The sequence below is a fragment of the Streptomyces sp. WAC00040 genome, assembly GCF_056835925.1.
In genome coordinates this window covers 3,739,622-3,753,932 of record NZ_JAKQZE010000001.1, presented here as the reverse complement: position 1 = coordinate 3,753,932, position 14,311 = coordinate 3,739,622, and the positions used below count along the sequence as shown (strand labels likewise).

Sequence of the window (14,311 nt, the reverse complement as noted above, 5' to 3'; positions counted from 1 at the left end):
GGTGAGGGTGGACGCGCCCCCGGGGCGCGTTCGCGGCGTGGTGGGCGGCGGCGGTCTACGCCTCGCGCTCCGCGGCCTGCTTGCGGGCCTCCTCGGCCCGTTCCTCCGCCTCCATCTCCGCGAAGACGTCGATGGGCGGCGGGGCCTTCGCCAGGAAGACCCAGGTGAGATAGACCGCCAGCAGGAACGGCGGGATCTTCAGCGCGACCAGGACCCAGCCGAGCTGGGTCGTGTCGGCCCACCAGTACAGCGGGAAGAGGATCGCGCACTTGGCGAGGAGGATCAGTCCCCACGCCCAGCTGGCCTTGGCGTACGCCTTCTTGCGGCCGGGGTTGCGGGTGCGCCAGGAGAGGTTCTCCTTGAAGACCGGCCCGAGCATCAGGCCGATCAGCGGGACGCCGGCCAGCGTGGTCACGATGTAGGCCAGTGCCAGGCCGAGCGTGTAGAGCATGCCCGGCAGGTAGAAGTCCTTCGCGTTGCCGGTCATCATCGCGAACACGACGCCGAAGGCCACGCCGAAGACGCCGCTGAAGGCGTGCTTGACGGTGTCCTTGCGGATCAGCCGGACGGCGACGAGCACCAGGGCGACGGCGAGGGCCGCGATCGCCGAGAGGTGCAGGTCCTTGTTGACCGTGTAGATCGAGACGAAGAGCAGGCCCGGCAGGACCGTCTCCACCATGCCGCGCACGCCGCCGAAGGCCTCGAACAGCGCGGCCTCCGTCACGGTCTTCACATCCGCGTCGGTGTCCTGCTGGTCGTTGGTCGTAGGGGTCGGCTTGTCGACAGACGCCACCGGCTACTCCTGTCCGAGTGGTCGGAGTTCGTATTTGGGATTGAACAGCACCCGGCGGCCCTGGCTCATCGAGACCCGGCCGGAGGCGATCAGCCTGCGACCCGGCTCTATGCCGACGATGGAACGGCGGCCGAGCCAGACCACGTCCAGCGGGGCCGTGCCGTCGAAGAGCTCCGCCTCCAGCGCGGGCACGCCGGCCACCGGACGCAGGGTGACCGTGCGCAACGTACCAGCGACCCTGACGATCTGACGGTCGCCGCAGTCGCAGATCCGGGTGCACCCCGATGCCTGTGCGTCCTCCTGGAGCTCCTCGGACTCGAGGTCCTGCTGCGAGCTGGAGAGCCGGCCGAGCATGCGCCGGAAGCGGCCGGCCGGTCTGGCCGCCGTCTCGTCCTTCGCCGCCTTGGCGGAACGGGGTACAGCACTCATGCAGAAAGCCTACCGGCCCGCACCAGGACCGGATCAACGTTCGAAGCGGTATCCCATGCCGGGCTCGGTGACGAAGTGCCTGGGATGCGAGGGATCGGCCTCCAGCTTGCGGCGCAGCTGGGCCATGTAGACGCGCAGGTAGTTCGTCTCGGTGCCGTAGGAGGGGCCCCAGACCTCCTGGAGCAGCTGCCTCTGGCTCACGAGACGCCCGGTGTTGCGCACCAGGACCTCGAGGAGATGCCATTCGGTGGGCGTGAGGCGTACGTCACGGCCGTCCCTGTGCACCTTCTTCGCCACCAGGTCGACGGTGAAGCCCTCGGTCTCGACGGTGGTCACGTCGTCCTCGCCGCCGACGGGCTCCGCCCTGCGTACGGCGGCGCGCAGCCGGGCGAGGAGTTCGTCCATGCCGAAGGGCTTGGTGACGTAGTCGTCCGCCCCGGCGTCCAGCGCCTGGACCTTCTCGTCGGAGGAGTGACGCGCGGACAGGACGAGGATCGGGACGCGGGTCCAGCCGCGCAGCCCCTTGATCACTTCGACGCCGTCCATGTCGGGCAGCCCCAGGTCGAGGACGACGACGTCGGGGTGGTGTGCCGCTGCCGTCTCGAGGGCACCGGCGCCGTCGGAGGCCGCGTCCACCTCGTACTTGCGTGCCTTCAGGTTGATCACGAGCGCGCGCACTATCTGCGGCTCGTCGTCGACCACGAGCACCCTGGTCATGTGCTGCCCGCCTTTCCGCCCCTGTGGGCTGCTGTCACTGCCGGTCGCCGAGTACGGCCCGCGGTCATGGCGCGGCCTCGGCCGGGAGGCCTGCCGCGGTCGTGCCGTGGCCGGACACGGCCGTGAGGGTGAGGACCATGGTCATACCGCCGCCGGGCGTGTCCTCCGCGGTCAGCGTGCCGCCCATCGCCTCCATGAACCCGCGGGCGACGGCGAGTCCGAGACCGACGCCCGCACCGCGCGGGGCGTCACCGTAGCGCTGGAACGGTTCGAAGATCCGCTCCTTCGCGTCGTCCGGCACGCCGGCGCCGCGGTCGGCGACCCGCAGCTCGACCCGGCGCCCGAGGGAGCTGGCGGCGACCGTGACGGGCACCGTGTCGGGGCTGTACTTGACGGCGTTCTCGACGATGTTGGCCACGGCCCGCTCGAGCAGCCCGCGGTCCACGGCCACCATCGGCAGCGACTCGGGGATGTCGAGCTCGACACTGTCCGCGGGGACCCCGACGAGCGCCAGCGGGATCACCTCGTCGAGCGACGTCTCGCGGATGAGCGGGGTGACGGTCCCTGTCTGGAGCCGGGACATGTCGAGCAGATTGCCCACCAGGTGGTCGAGGCGGTCGGCGCCCTCCTCGATTCCGGCCAGCAGCTCTGCCTCGTCCTCCTCGGACCAGGCGACGTCGTCGGACCTCAGCGAGGTGACCGCCGCCTTGATGCCGGCCAGCGGGGTACGCAGGTCGTGGCTGACGGCGGCGAGCAGCGCCGTGCGTATCCGGTTGCCCTCGGCGAGCTCCCTCGCCTGTTCCGCTTCCCCAACGAGCCGCTGGCGGTCCACGACGACGGCCGCCTGCGTGGCGAAGGCCGCCAGCACGCGGCGGTCCTCCGCGGGCAGCACCCGGCCGGAGAGCGCCATGGCCATACGGTCACCGACCGGCATGTCCACGTCCGCGTCGTCGGGGCGGGTCGCCGGCCGGGGGCCGACGCTCGCTGTGCAGGTCCACGGGTCGACGTCGCTCTCGCGCTCGAGCAGGGCGACGGACTCCATGGCGAACGTCTCCCGTACCCGTTCCAGGAGGGCGTCCAGGGCGGTGTCGCCGCGCAGGACGCTGCCGGCGAGGAACGAGAGGATCTCGGACTCGGCCTTCAGCCGGGCCGCCTGGTGGGTGCGGCGTGCGGCGAGATCCACCACGGAGGCCACCGCCACACCGACCGCGAAGAAGATCACGATGGCGACGAGGTTCCGCGGCTCGGCGATGTCGAGGGTGTGGGTGGGCGAGGTGAAGAAGTAGTTCAGCGCCAGTGATCCCACGGCGGCGGAGGCCAGCGCCGGCAGCAGCCCGCCGAGGAGGGCCGCGATCACGGTCAGGAAGAGGAAGAGCAGGACGTTGTTGGCGAGACCCGGCCCGTTCTCGAGGCTCGTGAGCAGCACGGTGAGCAGGGCCGGGCCGGCCACGCCGACCAGCCAGCCGCCGGCGATCCGGGAACGGCCGAGCCGGGTCCCCCGTGGCCCCGGCAGGCCCCTGCCCTTGCCCGCCTCGTCGTGGGTGACGATGTGGACGTCGAGGTCGGGGCCGGAGTCGCGGGCGACGGTGGCGCCGACGCCCGGCCCGAACAGGTACTGCCAGGCCTTGCGGCGGCTGGAGCCGAGGACGATCTGGGTGGCGTTGACGCCGCGTGCGAACTCGAGCAGCGCGGAGGGCACGTCGTCACCGATGACATGGTGGAAGGTGCCGCCGACGTCCTCGACGAGGGTGCGCTGTACGGCGAGTTCCTTGGGCGATGCGGACGTCAGTCCGTCGCTGCGGGCGATGTAGACGGCGAGGACCTCGCCGCCCGCTCCCTTCTCCGCGAGCCGGGCCGCGCGCCGGATGAGGGTGCCGCCCTCGGGTCCGCCGGTGAGACCGACGACGATGCGTTCGCGGGCCTGCCAGGTGGAGCGGATGTTGTGCTCGCCGCGGTACTGCTGGAGGTACTCGTCGACCCGGTCGGCGAGCCACAGCAGGGCAAGCTCCCGCAGCGCCGTGAGGTTGCCGGGGCGGAAGTAGTTCGACAGGGCCGCGTCGACCTTGTCCGGCTGGTAGATGTTGCCGTGGGCCATCCGCCGGCGCAGGGCCTGGGGGGCCATGTCGACGAGTTCGATCTGCTCCGCCCTGCGGACCACCTCGTCGGGGACGGTCTCCCGCTGCCGCACACCGGTGATCGTCTCGACGACGTCGCCGAGTGACTCCAGGTGCTGGATGTTGACGGTCGATATGACGTCCGTCCCGGCCGCCAGGAGCTCCTCGACGTCCTGCCAGCGCTTGCTGTTGCGTGAGCCGGGGACGTTGGTGTGGGCGAGCTCGTCGACGAGGGCGACGGCGGGGCGGCGTTCGAGTACGGCGTCGATGTCCATCTCGGTGAAGACGACGCCCCGGTGGGTGATCTTCCGGCGCTCGATCTGCGGGAGGCCGTCCAGCAGACGTGCGGTGCGGGCGCGGTCGTGCGTCTCGACGAGCGCCACGACGCAGTCGGTACCGCGTTCCGCACGGCGGTGCGCCTCGGACAGCATCGCGTACGTCTTGCCGACGCCCGGTGCCGCGCCCAGGTAGATCCGTAGCTTGCCGCGTCCCATGGCCTCATTGTCTTTCGAACACTGCGTTGCGCAGCGTCGACCTTACGTCGAAAGAAAGGGGCGAACCGGACGGTCGGGACCACGGGGTGCGTATTGACGTGATTCTGATGCGGCGGCGCGACCGCTCCCGGGCGCCGCAGGGCGCGGCCGTCGGGTCTTCCCGTGCCCCCGCCTCAGGTCCGGGCGGCCCCCTCGCCGGGGCGCGGGACCGCCCGGCGGGACCGGCTCGTTCTCGGAGCCGGTCGGACGCCGACAGCCCCGGTCAGGCCTCGACGATCCCGCCGTCGGCCAGTTCCAGTACCCGGTCGGCGAGGCCCAGGAGCTGAGGGTCGTGCGTGGCGACGAGGGCTGTCACGTTCTCGCTGCGGACCACCGCGCGCAGCAGCTCCATCACGGCCAGTCCCGTTTCCGCGTCGAGCTGTCCGGTCGGCTCGTCCGCGATGAGCAGCTTGGGCCGGTTGGCGAGCGCGCGGGCGATGGCGACACGCTGCTGCTGTCCACCGGACAGCTCGCCCGGGCGCTGCGCGGCATGGTCGGCGAGGCCCACCAGGGCGAGCAGCAGCGCGACGCGCTCCTCCCGCTCACGCGGGTCCGCCTTGCGCAGCCGCATCGGCACACCGACGTTCTCCGCCGCGCTCAGGATCGGGATCAGCCCGAACGACTGGAAGATGAAGCCGATCCGGTCGCGCCGCAGCTCCAGCAGGCCGTTCTCGCCGAGTTCGCAGAGGTCGGTGCCGTCGACGGTGATCCGCCCCTGGTCCGGCGTGTCGAGACCGCCGACCAGGTTGAGCAGCGTGGTCTTGCCGGAGCCCGACCGGCCTTTGAGGGCGACCAGTTCGCCCCGGGGGATGTCGAAGGACACTCCGCGCAGCGCGTGGACGGCCGCGGCTCCCGTGCCGTACGAACGGTGCAGGTTCTCGATCCGCACCATGGGCCGCGACGCGTCGTCGACGACGGCCGTGCCCGACTCTGCGCTGCTGCTCTCGATCATCCCGATGTCCCCCCGTGCCTGATCGTGTCGGCACAGTATGTGCAGGGGCCATGCGCATGGGCAACGGCCGCGCGGAAACCCGTGCGGGGGCATGCGGAACGGTCCGTGGGCCCGCACCCGGGGGTGCGGGCCCACGGGCCACAACGCTGTCGTACGAGGTCGCCGACCGCTGTCAGCGCACCTCGGTGATCTCGGGGCCGCGCTGGAGCTGGCCCATGCCCCCGGAGAACCGGGAGCCTTCCTGCTCCTCCTGCTGGACGCCCTCCGGCACCATCTGCGCGTCTTCCGGCAGCTTGAGGACGATCGGGTCGCGAGGCGCCATCGGGCCTTCGCCGCGCACCACGACGGTGTCCCTGAAGATCTGCTCGAGCAGACCGGCCGCCTGCGGCTGCACCGCGCCCTGCCCGGAGATCACTCCGCGCAGGAACCAGCGGGGGCCGTCGACGCCGACGAAGCGCACCAGCTGCACACCGCCGGTGCCGTCCGGGAGCTGTACGGGTACCTGAGCGCGCAGCTCCCAGCCGAGGGGGCCCTCGACCTCGTTGATGATGCCGCCCTGCTGGGTGATACCGGAGGCGATCTCCTCGCGGACCTCGCCCCAGATGCCCTCCTTCTTGGGCGCCGCGAAGGCCTGGAGCTGTACCGCGCTGTCGCGCAGCACGACGGTGGCCGCGACGATGGCGTCACCGGCGACCTCTACCCGCAGTTCCATGCCCTCGACCCCGGGCACGAACAGGCCGCCGAGGTCGACCCGGCCCTCGCCGGGCCTGGAGACCTCGGAGACGTCCCAGGGGCCGTCGGGCCGGGGCGCCGGCGGGAGGTTCACCCGGCGGGCACCGCTGTCCCCGGCTTCCGTGCCGAGCTCGGCAGACTCGTCGGCGACTCGCTCGGCGCCGTCCGCTGCGTCCGCCGCGTCCCCGGCGGAACCACTCTTCTTGCGACGTCCGAACACGTCACTGTCCTTCCCGGTCGGATACGACCGAAGCGTATCGATTCCCACCCGTAGAGCCGTCCACGGCGGCATGACCGCCGGTGGACCCGAAGCCCCCCTCGGCCCGCGCAGAGCCGGGAAGCTCCGCCACCTCGTGGAAGCGCACCTTCTCGACCTGCTGGACGACCAGTTGGGCGATCCGGTCGAACCGTTCGAACCGCACGCTCTCGCGTGGATCGAGATTGACCACGATCACCTTGATTTCCCCACGGTACCCGGCATCAATCGTCCCTGGGGCATTCACGAGGGCGACTCCGCAGCGGGCGGCGAGCCCGGACCGGGGGTGAACGAAGGCCGCGTACCCGTCGGGCAGGGCGATCGACACTCCGGTGGGCAGCACGGCACGCTCACCTGGGGCGAGTTCGACTGCCTCGCACGTCACCAGATCGGCGCCCGCGTCGCCCGGGTGACCGTAGGCAGGAAGCGGCACCTCGGGGCGCACGCGGCGGATGAGGACGTCGACGGGATCACGCATCAGGGGTTCACCTCGAAGGCGCGTGCGCGCCGGACCTGGTCGGGGTCGGCCATCGCGGCCTGGATCTCGGCGGGGCGGCCGTTCTCGATGAAGTGGTCGACCTTGACCTCGATGAACAGGGCGGACGCCCGCACGGCCACCGGTCCGTCGGGGCCTGCGATGCGTCCGGTGGCGGTCGAGTAGATCTTGCGGCCGGCGACAGCGGTGACCTCGGCGTCGAGGTGCAGCACGGTGTCGACCGGCACGGGCCGCACGAAGTCCGTCTCGAGCTTGCCGGTGACCGCGATGACCCGCAGCAGCCAGTTCAGCGAGCCGAGCGTCTCGTCGAGCGCGGAGGCGAGCACACCGCCGTGCGCGAGACCGGGGGCGCCCTGGTGCGCGGCCTTGACGGTGAATTCGGCGGTGACGCGGACGCCTTCCTGTGCCCGTGCCTCGAGGTGCAGGCCGTGGGGCTGCTGCCCGCCGCACCCGAAGCAGTGCCCGTAGTGCGCGCCGAGGAGTTCACCCGGGGCGGGCGCGTCGGGGTGCCGCACCGGCGCCGTGGCGTCGGCCGGCGGGGTCAGGGCCGGGGAACCGGCCGGGGGTTCGGGGGTCGCCCCCCGGGAGTTCGCGTTGCTCACAGGCGCAGACCTTACCCGCGCGGCTACCCGCGGGTCGCACCGTGCCAAGCTTGGATTCATGCAGCCTTCCGCCCCGCAGTACGCAGAACGTCTGACCGCGCCCCGATCGTGGTGGGCCGTCACCGCCCTCGTCGCCCTCTCCGGCGGTCTGATCCTGCTGCCGCTGGGGCCCCTGCCGATGCTCGGCGGGGTGATCGCCGCGGGCGCGATGGCGTCGGCGCTGGTCAGCTCCTACGGCTCGGCCCGGATCCGGGTGGTGGCCGGCTCCCTCGTCGCCGGGGACGCGCGCATCCCGGTCTCCGCGCTCGGTGAGGCGGAGGTGCTCGACGCGGAGGAGGCGCGGGCCTGGCGGCTCCACAAGGCCGATCCGCGGGCCTTCATGCTGCTGCGCAGCTACATCCCCACGGCTGTACGGATCGAGATCACCGATCCGCAGGACCCGACGCCGTACGTCTATCTGTCGACACGGGAACCGCAGGCGCTGGCTGCCGCCCTGACGGCCGTCCGCGCGGCGTAGGCCCGGGGCGCCGGCGGTCAGGCGCCGTTCGGTCCCAGGGGCAGTTGCGGGAGCCGGATGGGGTGCTGCGGCTGCTCCAGGGGCGGCAGTGCGGGAAGCGCGTCCCACGGGACCTGCCTGTTGCGCAGGTCGGCGCGGATACGCTCGGCGAGCTTCCTCGTGTCCCGGCGGTTCATCACGGCGCCGACGGCCGCGCCGACCATGAACGGCATCAGGTTCGGAAGATTGCGGACCATGCGCTTCATGATCTGCTGGCGTAGCTGGCGCTTGAGCTGTCCGCCCATCGAGGCGTTGTACGTCGAGGGCTTGGTGACCTCGATCCCGCGCTCCTGCGACCAGGCGTTCAGATACGCGGTGCTGCGGTCCTTGAGGCCGCCGGGCGGCCGCACCCCGTAGACCTCGTGGAGCTCGGCGATGAGCTTCAGCTCGATGGCGGCGACGCCGACGATCTCCGCCGCGAGCTCGGTCGGCATCGCCGGCGGCACGGGCATCATCGCGGCGGCGCCGATACCGGCGCCCACTGTGGAACTGGCGTTGGCCGCTCCCGCGACCAGCTTGTCGGCAAGCTGCTCGGGGGAGAGGCCGGGAAACTGCCTGCGCAGCTTCTCCAGATCACGCACCGGGATACGCGGCGCGTTGTCGATCAGCATGTCGGCGATGTGCCCGAGCGCCGCCTTGGCGCTCTCCTTGCTCCTCACGAGCCTGGTGCGCGCGCCCTGTCCCCGCCGGACGAGGCCCGCCCTGGCGCTCTCGCCGCCCTTGACGACGCCCTTCGTGACCGTCGCCAGGCGTTGGGCCCTGGTCGGGGGCCCTGCCTGGCCGGTTGTTCCGAGCGAGGCCGGCAGGCCTCGCTCCACACCCTCGGTCGCGTCGTACGGCGGCAGCGCGGACGAGTCCTCCGAGGACGCCGCTGCGTCCTGTGAGGGGCCCGTACCCGCCTGGTGCGCCTCCGGCTGTCCATGACGCCGGAAGCGCCGCTTCCCGGACGGTTTCTCGCCTGCCACTGGCGGCCCTGCCTCAGTCGCAGTCGCGGCAGATGGGCTGGCCGTTCTTCTCGCGCGCCAGCTGGCTGCGGTGATGCACGAGGAAGCAGCTCATGCAGGTGAACTCGTCGGCCTGCTTGGGCAGGACCCGGACGGCGAGCTCCTCGTTGGACAGGTCGGCGCCGGGGAGCTCCATGCCCTCCGCGGCCTCGAACTCGTCGACGTCGACGGTCGAGGTGGACTTGTCGTTCCGCCGGGCCTTCAGTTCCTCAAGGCTGTCCGAATCGACGTCGTCATCGGTCTTGCGTGGGGTGTCGTAGTCCGTTGCCATGTCGCTCTCCCCCTCTGGGTGGTTGCGGTGTCTCAGCGCACGTAACGCGTGAGAGGCCGGACTTGTGCCCGACCTGAGGCGGAGATTTTGCCTCACATCAAGGTCTGTTACTCAATCGACACCCAACCGGACCCCTGGGGAGTGATCGGGTTGGATGGCGATGGGGACCGTACACGGTCCGCAAGCGTGCTTCACGAGCGCCACCCCGTGTACTTCCCGTGATGTCACCCCCCGGAAACCCGGGCTTTTACCGGCTTTCCACACGATGATCGATCACGCAGCGTAGACGGATCCGATTCGTCGCGTGTGATGGATCGCACACGGATTCGCCGGATGCTGTTTCCGAAAATTCCGCTTAAAGCGAACATCGACCGGAAACTCAGACCGGAAGAGTGACACGCATCACCAGCCCGCCCCCCTCGCGCGGCACCGCGGAGATGCGGCCGCCGTGGGCGCGGGCCACCGATCGCGCGATGGACAGGCCCAGGCCGACCCCCTTGTCGCTGCCTGTGCGCTCCTGGCGCAGGCGCCTGAACGGCTCGAAGAGGTTGTCGATCTCGTACGCGGGAACCACCGGTCCGGTGTTGGTCACCAGCAGCACCGCCTGGCCGTGCTCGACCTCCGTGGTCACCTCCACCCAGCCGCCCGGCACGTTGTACCGGACGGCGTTCTGCACGAGGTTCAGCGCGATCCGCTCCAGCAGCACGCCGTTGCCCTGGACGACCGCGGCCCGGCGCTCGCCCCGCACCTCCACGCCCGTCTCCTCCGCCTCCGAGCGGACCTGGTCCATGGCGCGTGAGGCCACCTCCGCCAGGTCCACCGGCTTGCGTTCGACGATCTGGTTGTCGCTGCGGGCGAGCAGCAGCAGGCCCTCGACAAGCTGCTCGCTGCGCTCGTTGGTGGCCAGCAGCGTCTTGCCGAGCTGCTGGAGCTCCACGGGAGCTCCCGGATCGGAGAGGTGCACCTCGAGCAGCGTGCGGTTGATCGCCAGGGGCGTCCGCAGTTCGTGCGAGGCGTTCGCCACGAACCGCTGCTGGGCGGTGAAGGCCCGCTCCAGGCGGTCAAGCATCTCGTCGAAGGTGTCGGCGAGCTCCTTGAGCTCGTCGTCGGGTCCGTCCAGCTCGATCCGGCGCGAGAGGTCGGAACCGGCCACCTGGCGCGCGGTGCGGGTGATCCGGCCCAGCGGCGACAGCACCCGGCCGGCCATCGCGTAGCCGAAGGCGAACGCGATGATGCTCAGACCGAGCAGGGCGAACAGGGACCGGCGCAGCAGGTCGTCCAGGGCCAGTTCCCGCTGGTGCTGGAGACAGGCGGAGACGGCCTGGTTGAACTGCTCGCCGGAACCCTCCTCCGGGAGCGTGCACCAGTCCGTGGTGGGCTGGACCTTGCCCTCGACGATCTTGAAGGGCAGATCCGCGACGCCGACGTGCAGCGCCTGCGCGGTGAAGAGGTAGATGATCGACAGCAGCAGGATGCCCGCGATCAGGAACATCCCGCCGTACAACAGCGTGAGCCGTATCCGGATGGTGGGGCGCAACCAGGGACGGACCGGCTCCCTGGGGTCCCAGGTCGGCTTCGGAGGCGCCTCCGGCGGCGCGGGAATGCTGGCCACGCGATCAGATCCGGTAACCGGAACCGGGCACCGTGACGATCACGGGCGGTTCGCCGAGCTTGCGGCGCAAGGTCATCACGGTCACCCGCACCACGTTGGTGAACGGGTCCGTGTTCTCGTCCCAGGCCTTCTCCAGCAGTTGCTCGGCCGAGACGACCGCGCCCTCGCTGCGCATCAGGACCTCCAGGACCGCGAACTCCTTGGGGGCCAGCTGGATCTCCCTGCCGTCCCTGAAGACCTCGCGGCGGTTCGGATCGAGCTTGATGCCGGCACGCTCCAGCACCGGCGGCAGCGGCACCGTCGTACGCCGCCCGAGGGCACGCACACGTGCGGTGAGCTCGGTGAACGCGAACGGCTTGGGCAGATAGTCGTCGGCGCCGAGCTCCAGGCCCTCCACACGGTCGCTCACGTCCCCCGAGGCCGTCAGCATCAGCACCCGGGTCGGCATGCCCAGCTCGACGATCCTGCGGCAGACGTCGTCCCCGTGGACCAGGGGGAGGTCGCGGTCGAGCACCACCACGTCGTAGTCGTTGACCCCGATGCGCTCGAGGGCGGCGGCGCCGTCGTACACGACGTCGACCGCCATGGCCTCCCGGCGCAGTCCGGTGGCCACCGCATCGGCGAGCAGCTGCTCGTCCTCGACGACGAGTACGCGCACGTCGCTTTCCTCTCTCGGAAGCCCGTCACCGTGACAGGGCAGGTCTACGCACTGACTGTGCGGCTCCATCCTGCCCGTTACGCGCGTAAACCGGCTGTAAGGCGAACAGGCTCGACAACCGCACCGCGGAATAAGGAGGATTTCCGGGACAGTTGAGGTTTCCACCCGGGAAGGCCTGGGGAGGACGACTGCACATCCCGATCACGCCCTGTGTGTGGCGCACCACGACCTGTTCCAGGGTTGATCAACCCACCGTCGGCACACCCCCGTGCCACCGACCTACGACGAGGGGGCGCATCATGGACGCTTTCACTGCCGGACTGCTGCAGCGCATAAAGGCCGCCGAGGACGACCTGACGGTCGCCCGGGAGACGGGCGACGACTTCCTCGCTGACGTCGAGCAGGCGGAGCTGGACGACCTCCACCGCCTCGCCGCCGAGCACGGGGTGAAGCTCACCGCGGCCTGATCCCCGACCGTGCAGCCCCGAGGCCCGGCCCCGCTGAGCGGGGCCGGGCCTCGGGCATGGGGGGCGCCGCGGGTGGGGAACAAGCCCGCCGCAGACGGCACGCGCGCGCTCAGTCGTGCCACGCCCCCAGTTCCTCCAGCAACGCCTGCAACGGCTCGAAGACCCCCGGCACCGCCGCCACCGTGAGGTCGCCGGAGGGGCCGTCCCCGGGGCGGCCCCCGGTCAGCGCGCCGGCCTCGCGGGCGATCAGGTCGCCCGCGGCGAGGTCCCACGGACTGAGCCCGCGCTCGTAGTAGCCGTCCAGGCGGCCCGCCGCCACGTCCGCCAGGTCGATCGCCGCCGAGCCGCTGCGCCGGATGTCGCGCAGCTGCGGGATCAGCCGCTGGACTACGTCCGCCTGGTGGGTGCGGACGGTGTGGACGTAGTTGAAGCCGGTCGAGACCAGGGCCTGATCCAGCGGGGGCGCCGGCCGGCACCGTACGGGCCGGTCGTTGAGGAACGCGCCGCCGCCCCGCACCGCGTGGAAGGTCTCGCGGCGCATCGGCGCCTCGACGACACCGACCACGCCCTCGCCGTCGAGCTCCGCGGCGATCGAGACGGCCCAGGTGGGCAGCCCGTACAGGTAGTTCACGGTGCCGTCGAGCGGGTCGATGACCCAGCGCACACCGCTGGTGCCCACCGTGGCCGCGCCCTCCTCGCCGAGGAAACCGTCGTCCGGGCGGTGCTCGGTGAGGAAGCCGGTGATCAGCTTCTCCGCCGCGATGTCCATCTCGGTCACGACGTCGATGGGGCTGGACTTGGTCCTGGCGACGCCCAGGTCCTCCGGGCGGCCGTCCCTCAGCAGGGCGCCGGCCTTCCGGGCGGCTTCCAGGGCGAGGGGCAGCAGTTCCGAGGTGAGCGGGTCGGTCACAGGGGTCTCCTTCACGCGTACGGGCTGTCGGCGCCGGCCGCCGCCGGCTTGGGCGCGCGGGCCGGGCAGCATCCGACGGGGCAGAGGTCGTGGCTCGGACCGAGCCTTCCGAGCGCGCAGCGTTCCGCCGCGATGCCGCGCTCACTGGCGGCCCGTTCCAGCAGTAGGTCGCGCACCGCGCCGGCGAACCGACGATCGGCGCCCACGGTCGCGGAGCGGCGCACCGGCAGGCCCAGCTCCGCGGCCTTCGCGGTGGCCTCCGTGTCGAGGTCGTACAGGACCTCCATGTGGTCGGAGACGAAACCGATCGGGACCATGACGGCTGCCGGCGCGCCGGCAGCGTGCAGGCTCTCCAGGTGGTCGCAGATGTCCGGTTCCAGCCAGGGGATGTTCGGGGCGCCGCTACGGGACTGGTAGACGAGCTCCCAGGGGTGCTCGACGCCGGTCTCGTGGGCGACGGCCTCGGCGACGGTCCGGGCCACGTCGAGGTGCTGGCGGACGTAGGCGCCGCCGTCCCCGTGATCGTCGGCGGGGCCGGAGGCGTCGGCCGCGGAGGTCGGGATCGAATGCGTGGTGAAGGCGAGGTGCGCACCGGCGCGGACGTCTTCCGGCAGGTCCGCCAGGGAGGCGAGAACGCCGTCGATCATGGGCCGTACGAAGCCGGGGTGGTTGAAGTAGTGCCGCAGCTTGTCGACCCGCGGCAGTGGCCGCCCCTCCGCCTCCAGCGTCGCCAGCGCGGCCGCGAGATTCTCCCGGTACTGGCGGCAGCCGGAGTACGAGGCGTAGGCGCTGGTGGCGAGGACGGCGATGCGCCGGTGTCCCGCGTCGGCCATCTCGCGCAGGGTGTCGGTGAGGTACGGCGCCCAGTTGCGGTTGCCCCAGTGGACCGGGAGGTCCAGCCCGTGCTCGGCGAAGTCCTCGCGAAGGGCTTCGAGCAGCGCCCGGTTCTGGTCGTTGATGGGGCTGACGCCGCCGAAGAGGAAGTAGTGCTGCCCCACTTCCTTCAGCCGTTCCTTCGGGATGCCTCGACCGCGGGTCACGTTCTCCAGGAACGGGACCACGTCGTCCGGGCCTTCGGGGCCACCGAACGAGAGCAGCAGAAGGGCGTCGTAAGGCGCTGGGTCACGCAGATCGGACATGGGGTCGATCCTGCCACCCGCCTCCGACGGCGGAAAAGCCGCGGTGCGTCGGCGGAGGTTCGGCGCGTAA

16 protein-coding genes are annotated in these 14,311 nt (G+C 71.2%); 2 read left to right on the top strand and 14 right to left on the bottom strand.

Annotated elements, in window-relative coordinates; genetic code table 11:
- Positions 1-55 precede the first annotated feature (55 nt).
- The 8 genes from MDN94_RS17295 to MDN94_RS17260 all read right to left on the bottom strand — a co-directional run bounded on the left by MDN94_RS17295 (position 56) and on the right by MDN94_RS17260 (position 7,624).
- On the bottom strand, positions 56-793 hold the full coding sequence (locus MDN94_RS17295) for a DUF3159 domain-containing protein (protein ID WP_159686014.1): 738 nt from the start codon (positions 791-793) through the stop codon (positions 56-58).
- Between the two features lie 3 nt (positions 794-796).
- On the bottom strand, positions 797-1,222 hold the full coding sequence (locus MDN94_RS17290) for an OB-fold nucleic acid binding domain-containing protein (protein WP_005310940.1): 426 nt from the start codon (positions 1,220-1,222) through the stop codon (positions 797-799).
- Positions 1,223-1,255: 33 nt separating this feature from the next.
- Entirely contained in the window at positions 1,256-1,939 is a 684-nt protein-coding gene (locus tag MDN94_RS17285) for a response regulator (RefSeq protein ID WP_482726646.1), read from the bottom strand.
- A 64-nt stretch (positions 1,940-2,003) separates the two neighbouring features.
- Complete coding sequence (locus tag MDN94_RS17280; RefSeq protein ID WP_482726645.1) at positions 2,004-4,547, bottom strand: DUF4118 domain-containing protein; 2,544 nt, start codon at positions 4,545-4,547, stop codon at positions 2,004-2,006.
- A 262-nt stretch (positions 4,548-4,809) separates the two neighbouring features.
- Positions 4,810-5,538, bottom strand: a complete 729-nt coding sequence (locus tag MDN94_RS17275; protein ID WP_482726644.1) for an ABC transporter ATP-binding protein — start codon at positions 5,536-5,538, stop codon at positions 4,810-4,812.
- A 172-nt stretch (positions 5,539-5,710) separates the two neighbouring features.
- Positions 5,711-6,490: a DUF3710 domain-containing protein gene (locus tag MDN94_RS17270; protein ID WP_482726643.1), complete on the bottom strand. Its 780-nt coding sequence runs from the start codon at positions 6,488-6,490 to the stop codon at positions 5,711-5,713.
- Between the two features lies 1 nt (position 6,491).
- The gene (gene dut / locus MDN94_RS17265; RefSeq protein WP_441266621.1) at positions 6,492-7,004 is read right to left on the bottom strand and encodes a dUTP diphosphatase; all 513 of its coding nucleotides are present in this window, start codon (positions 7,002-7,004) and stop codon (positions 6,492-6,494) included.
- The gene (locus MDN94_RS17260; protein WP_482726642.1) at positions 7,004-7,624 is read right to left on the bottom strand and encodes a PaaI family thioesterase; all 621 of its coding nucleotides are present in this window, start codon (positions 7,622-7,624) and stop codon (positions 7,004-7,006) included. Before MDN94_RS17260 ends, dut begins: the two co-directional genes overlap by 1 nt.
- A 58-nt stretch (positions 7,625-7,682) precedes the next feature.
- On the opposite strand from MDN94_RS17260, the gene MDN94_RS17255 reads away from it, so the two are divergent.
- The gene (locus tag MDN94_RS17255; RefSeq protein WP_482726641.1) at positions 7,683-8,141 is read left to right on the top strand and encodes a DUF3093 domain-containing protein; all 459 of its coding nucleotides are present in this window, start codon (positions 7,683-7,685) and stop codon (positions 8,139-8,141) included.
- A gap of 17 nt (positions 8,142-8,158) precedes the next feature.
- On the opposite strand, the gene MDN94_RS17250 is transcribed toward MDN94_RS17255, so the two are convergent.
- From MDN94_RS17250 to MDN94_RS17235, 4 genes are all read right to left on the bottom strand, one after another.
- Positions 8,159-9,145: a hypothetical protein gene (locus MDN94_RS17250; RefSeq protein ID WP_482726640.1), complete on the bottom strand. Its 987-nt coding sequence runs from the start codon at positions 9,143-9,145 to the stop codon at positions 8,159-8,161.
- 13 nt (positions 9,146-9,158) lie between these two features.
- Positions 9,159-9,455 carry a DUF4193 domain-containing protein gene (locus MDN94_RS17245; protein ID WP_005310959.1) on the bottom strand — a complete coding sequence of 99 codons (297 nt, stop codon included), beginning with the start codon at positions 9,453-9,455 and terminating at the stop codon, positions 9,159-9,161.
- A 379-nt stretch (positions 9,456-9,834) separates the two neighbouring features.
- A complete protein-coding gene (locus MDN94_RS17240) occupies positions 9,835-11,067 on the bottom strand; it encodes a sensor histidine kinase (protein WP_482726639.1) in 1,233 nt (410 codons plus the stop codon).
- A gap of 4 nt (positions 11,068-11,071) precedes the next feature.
- Positions 11,072-11,725 (bottom strand): response regulator transcription factor, encoded by a 654-nt coding sequence (locus MDN94_RS17235; protein ID WP_005310963.1) that lies wholly within the window; start codon positions 11,723-11,725, stop codon positions 11,072-11,074.
- Between the two features lie 299 nt (positions 11,726-12,024).
- On the opposite strand from MDN94_RS17235, the gene MDN94_RS17230 reads away from it, so the two are divergent.
- On the top strand, positions 12,025-12,192 hold the full coding sequence (locus MDN94_RS17230) for a hypothetical protein (RefSeq protein ID WP_167306803.1): 168 nt from the start codon (positions 12,025-12,027) through the stop codon (positions 12,190-12,192).
- Positions 12,193-12,301: 109 nt separating this feature from the next.
- On the opposite strand, the gene MDN94_RS17225 is transcribed toward MDN94_RS17230, so the two are convergent.
- Together MDN94_RS17225 and MDN94_RS17220 are read right to left on the bottom strand one after the other, a co-directional pair.
- Complete coding sequence (locus MDN94_RS17225) at positions 12,302-13,102, bottom strand: inositol monophosphatase family protein (protein ID WP_482726638.1); 801 nt, start codon at positions 13,100-13,102, stop codon at positions 12,302-12,304.
- An 11-nt stretch (positions 13,103-13,113) separates the two neighbouring features.
- Positions 13,114-14,241, bottom strand: coding sequence for a ferrochelatase (locus MDN94_RS17220; protein ID WP_482726637.1), 1,128 nt, complete (start codon positions 14,239-14,241; stop codon positions 13,114-13,116).
- Positions 14,242-14,311 lie beyond the last annotated feature (70 nt).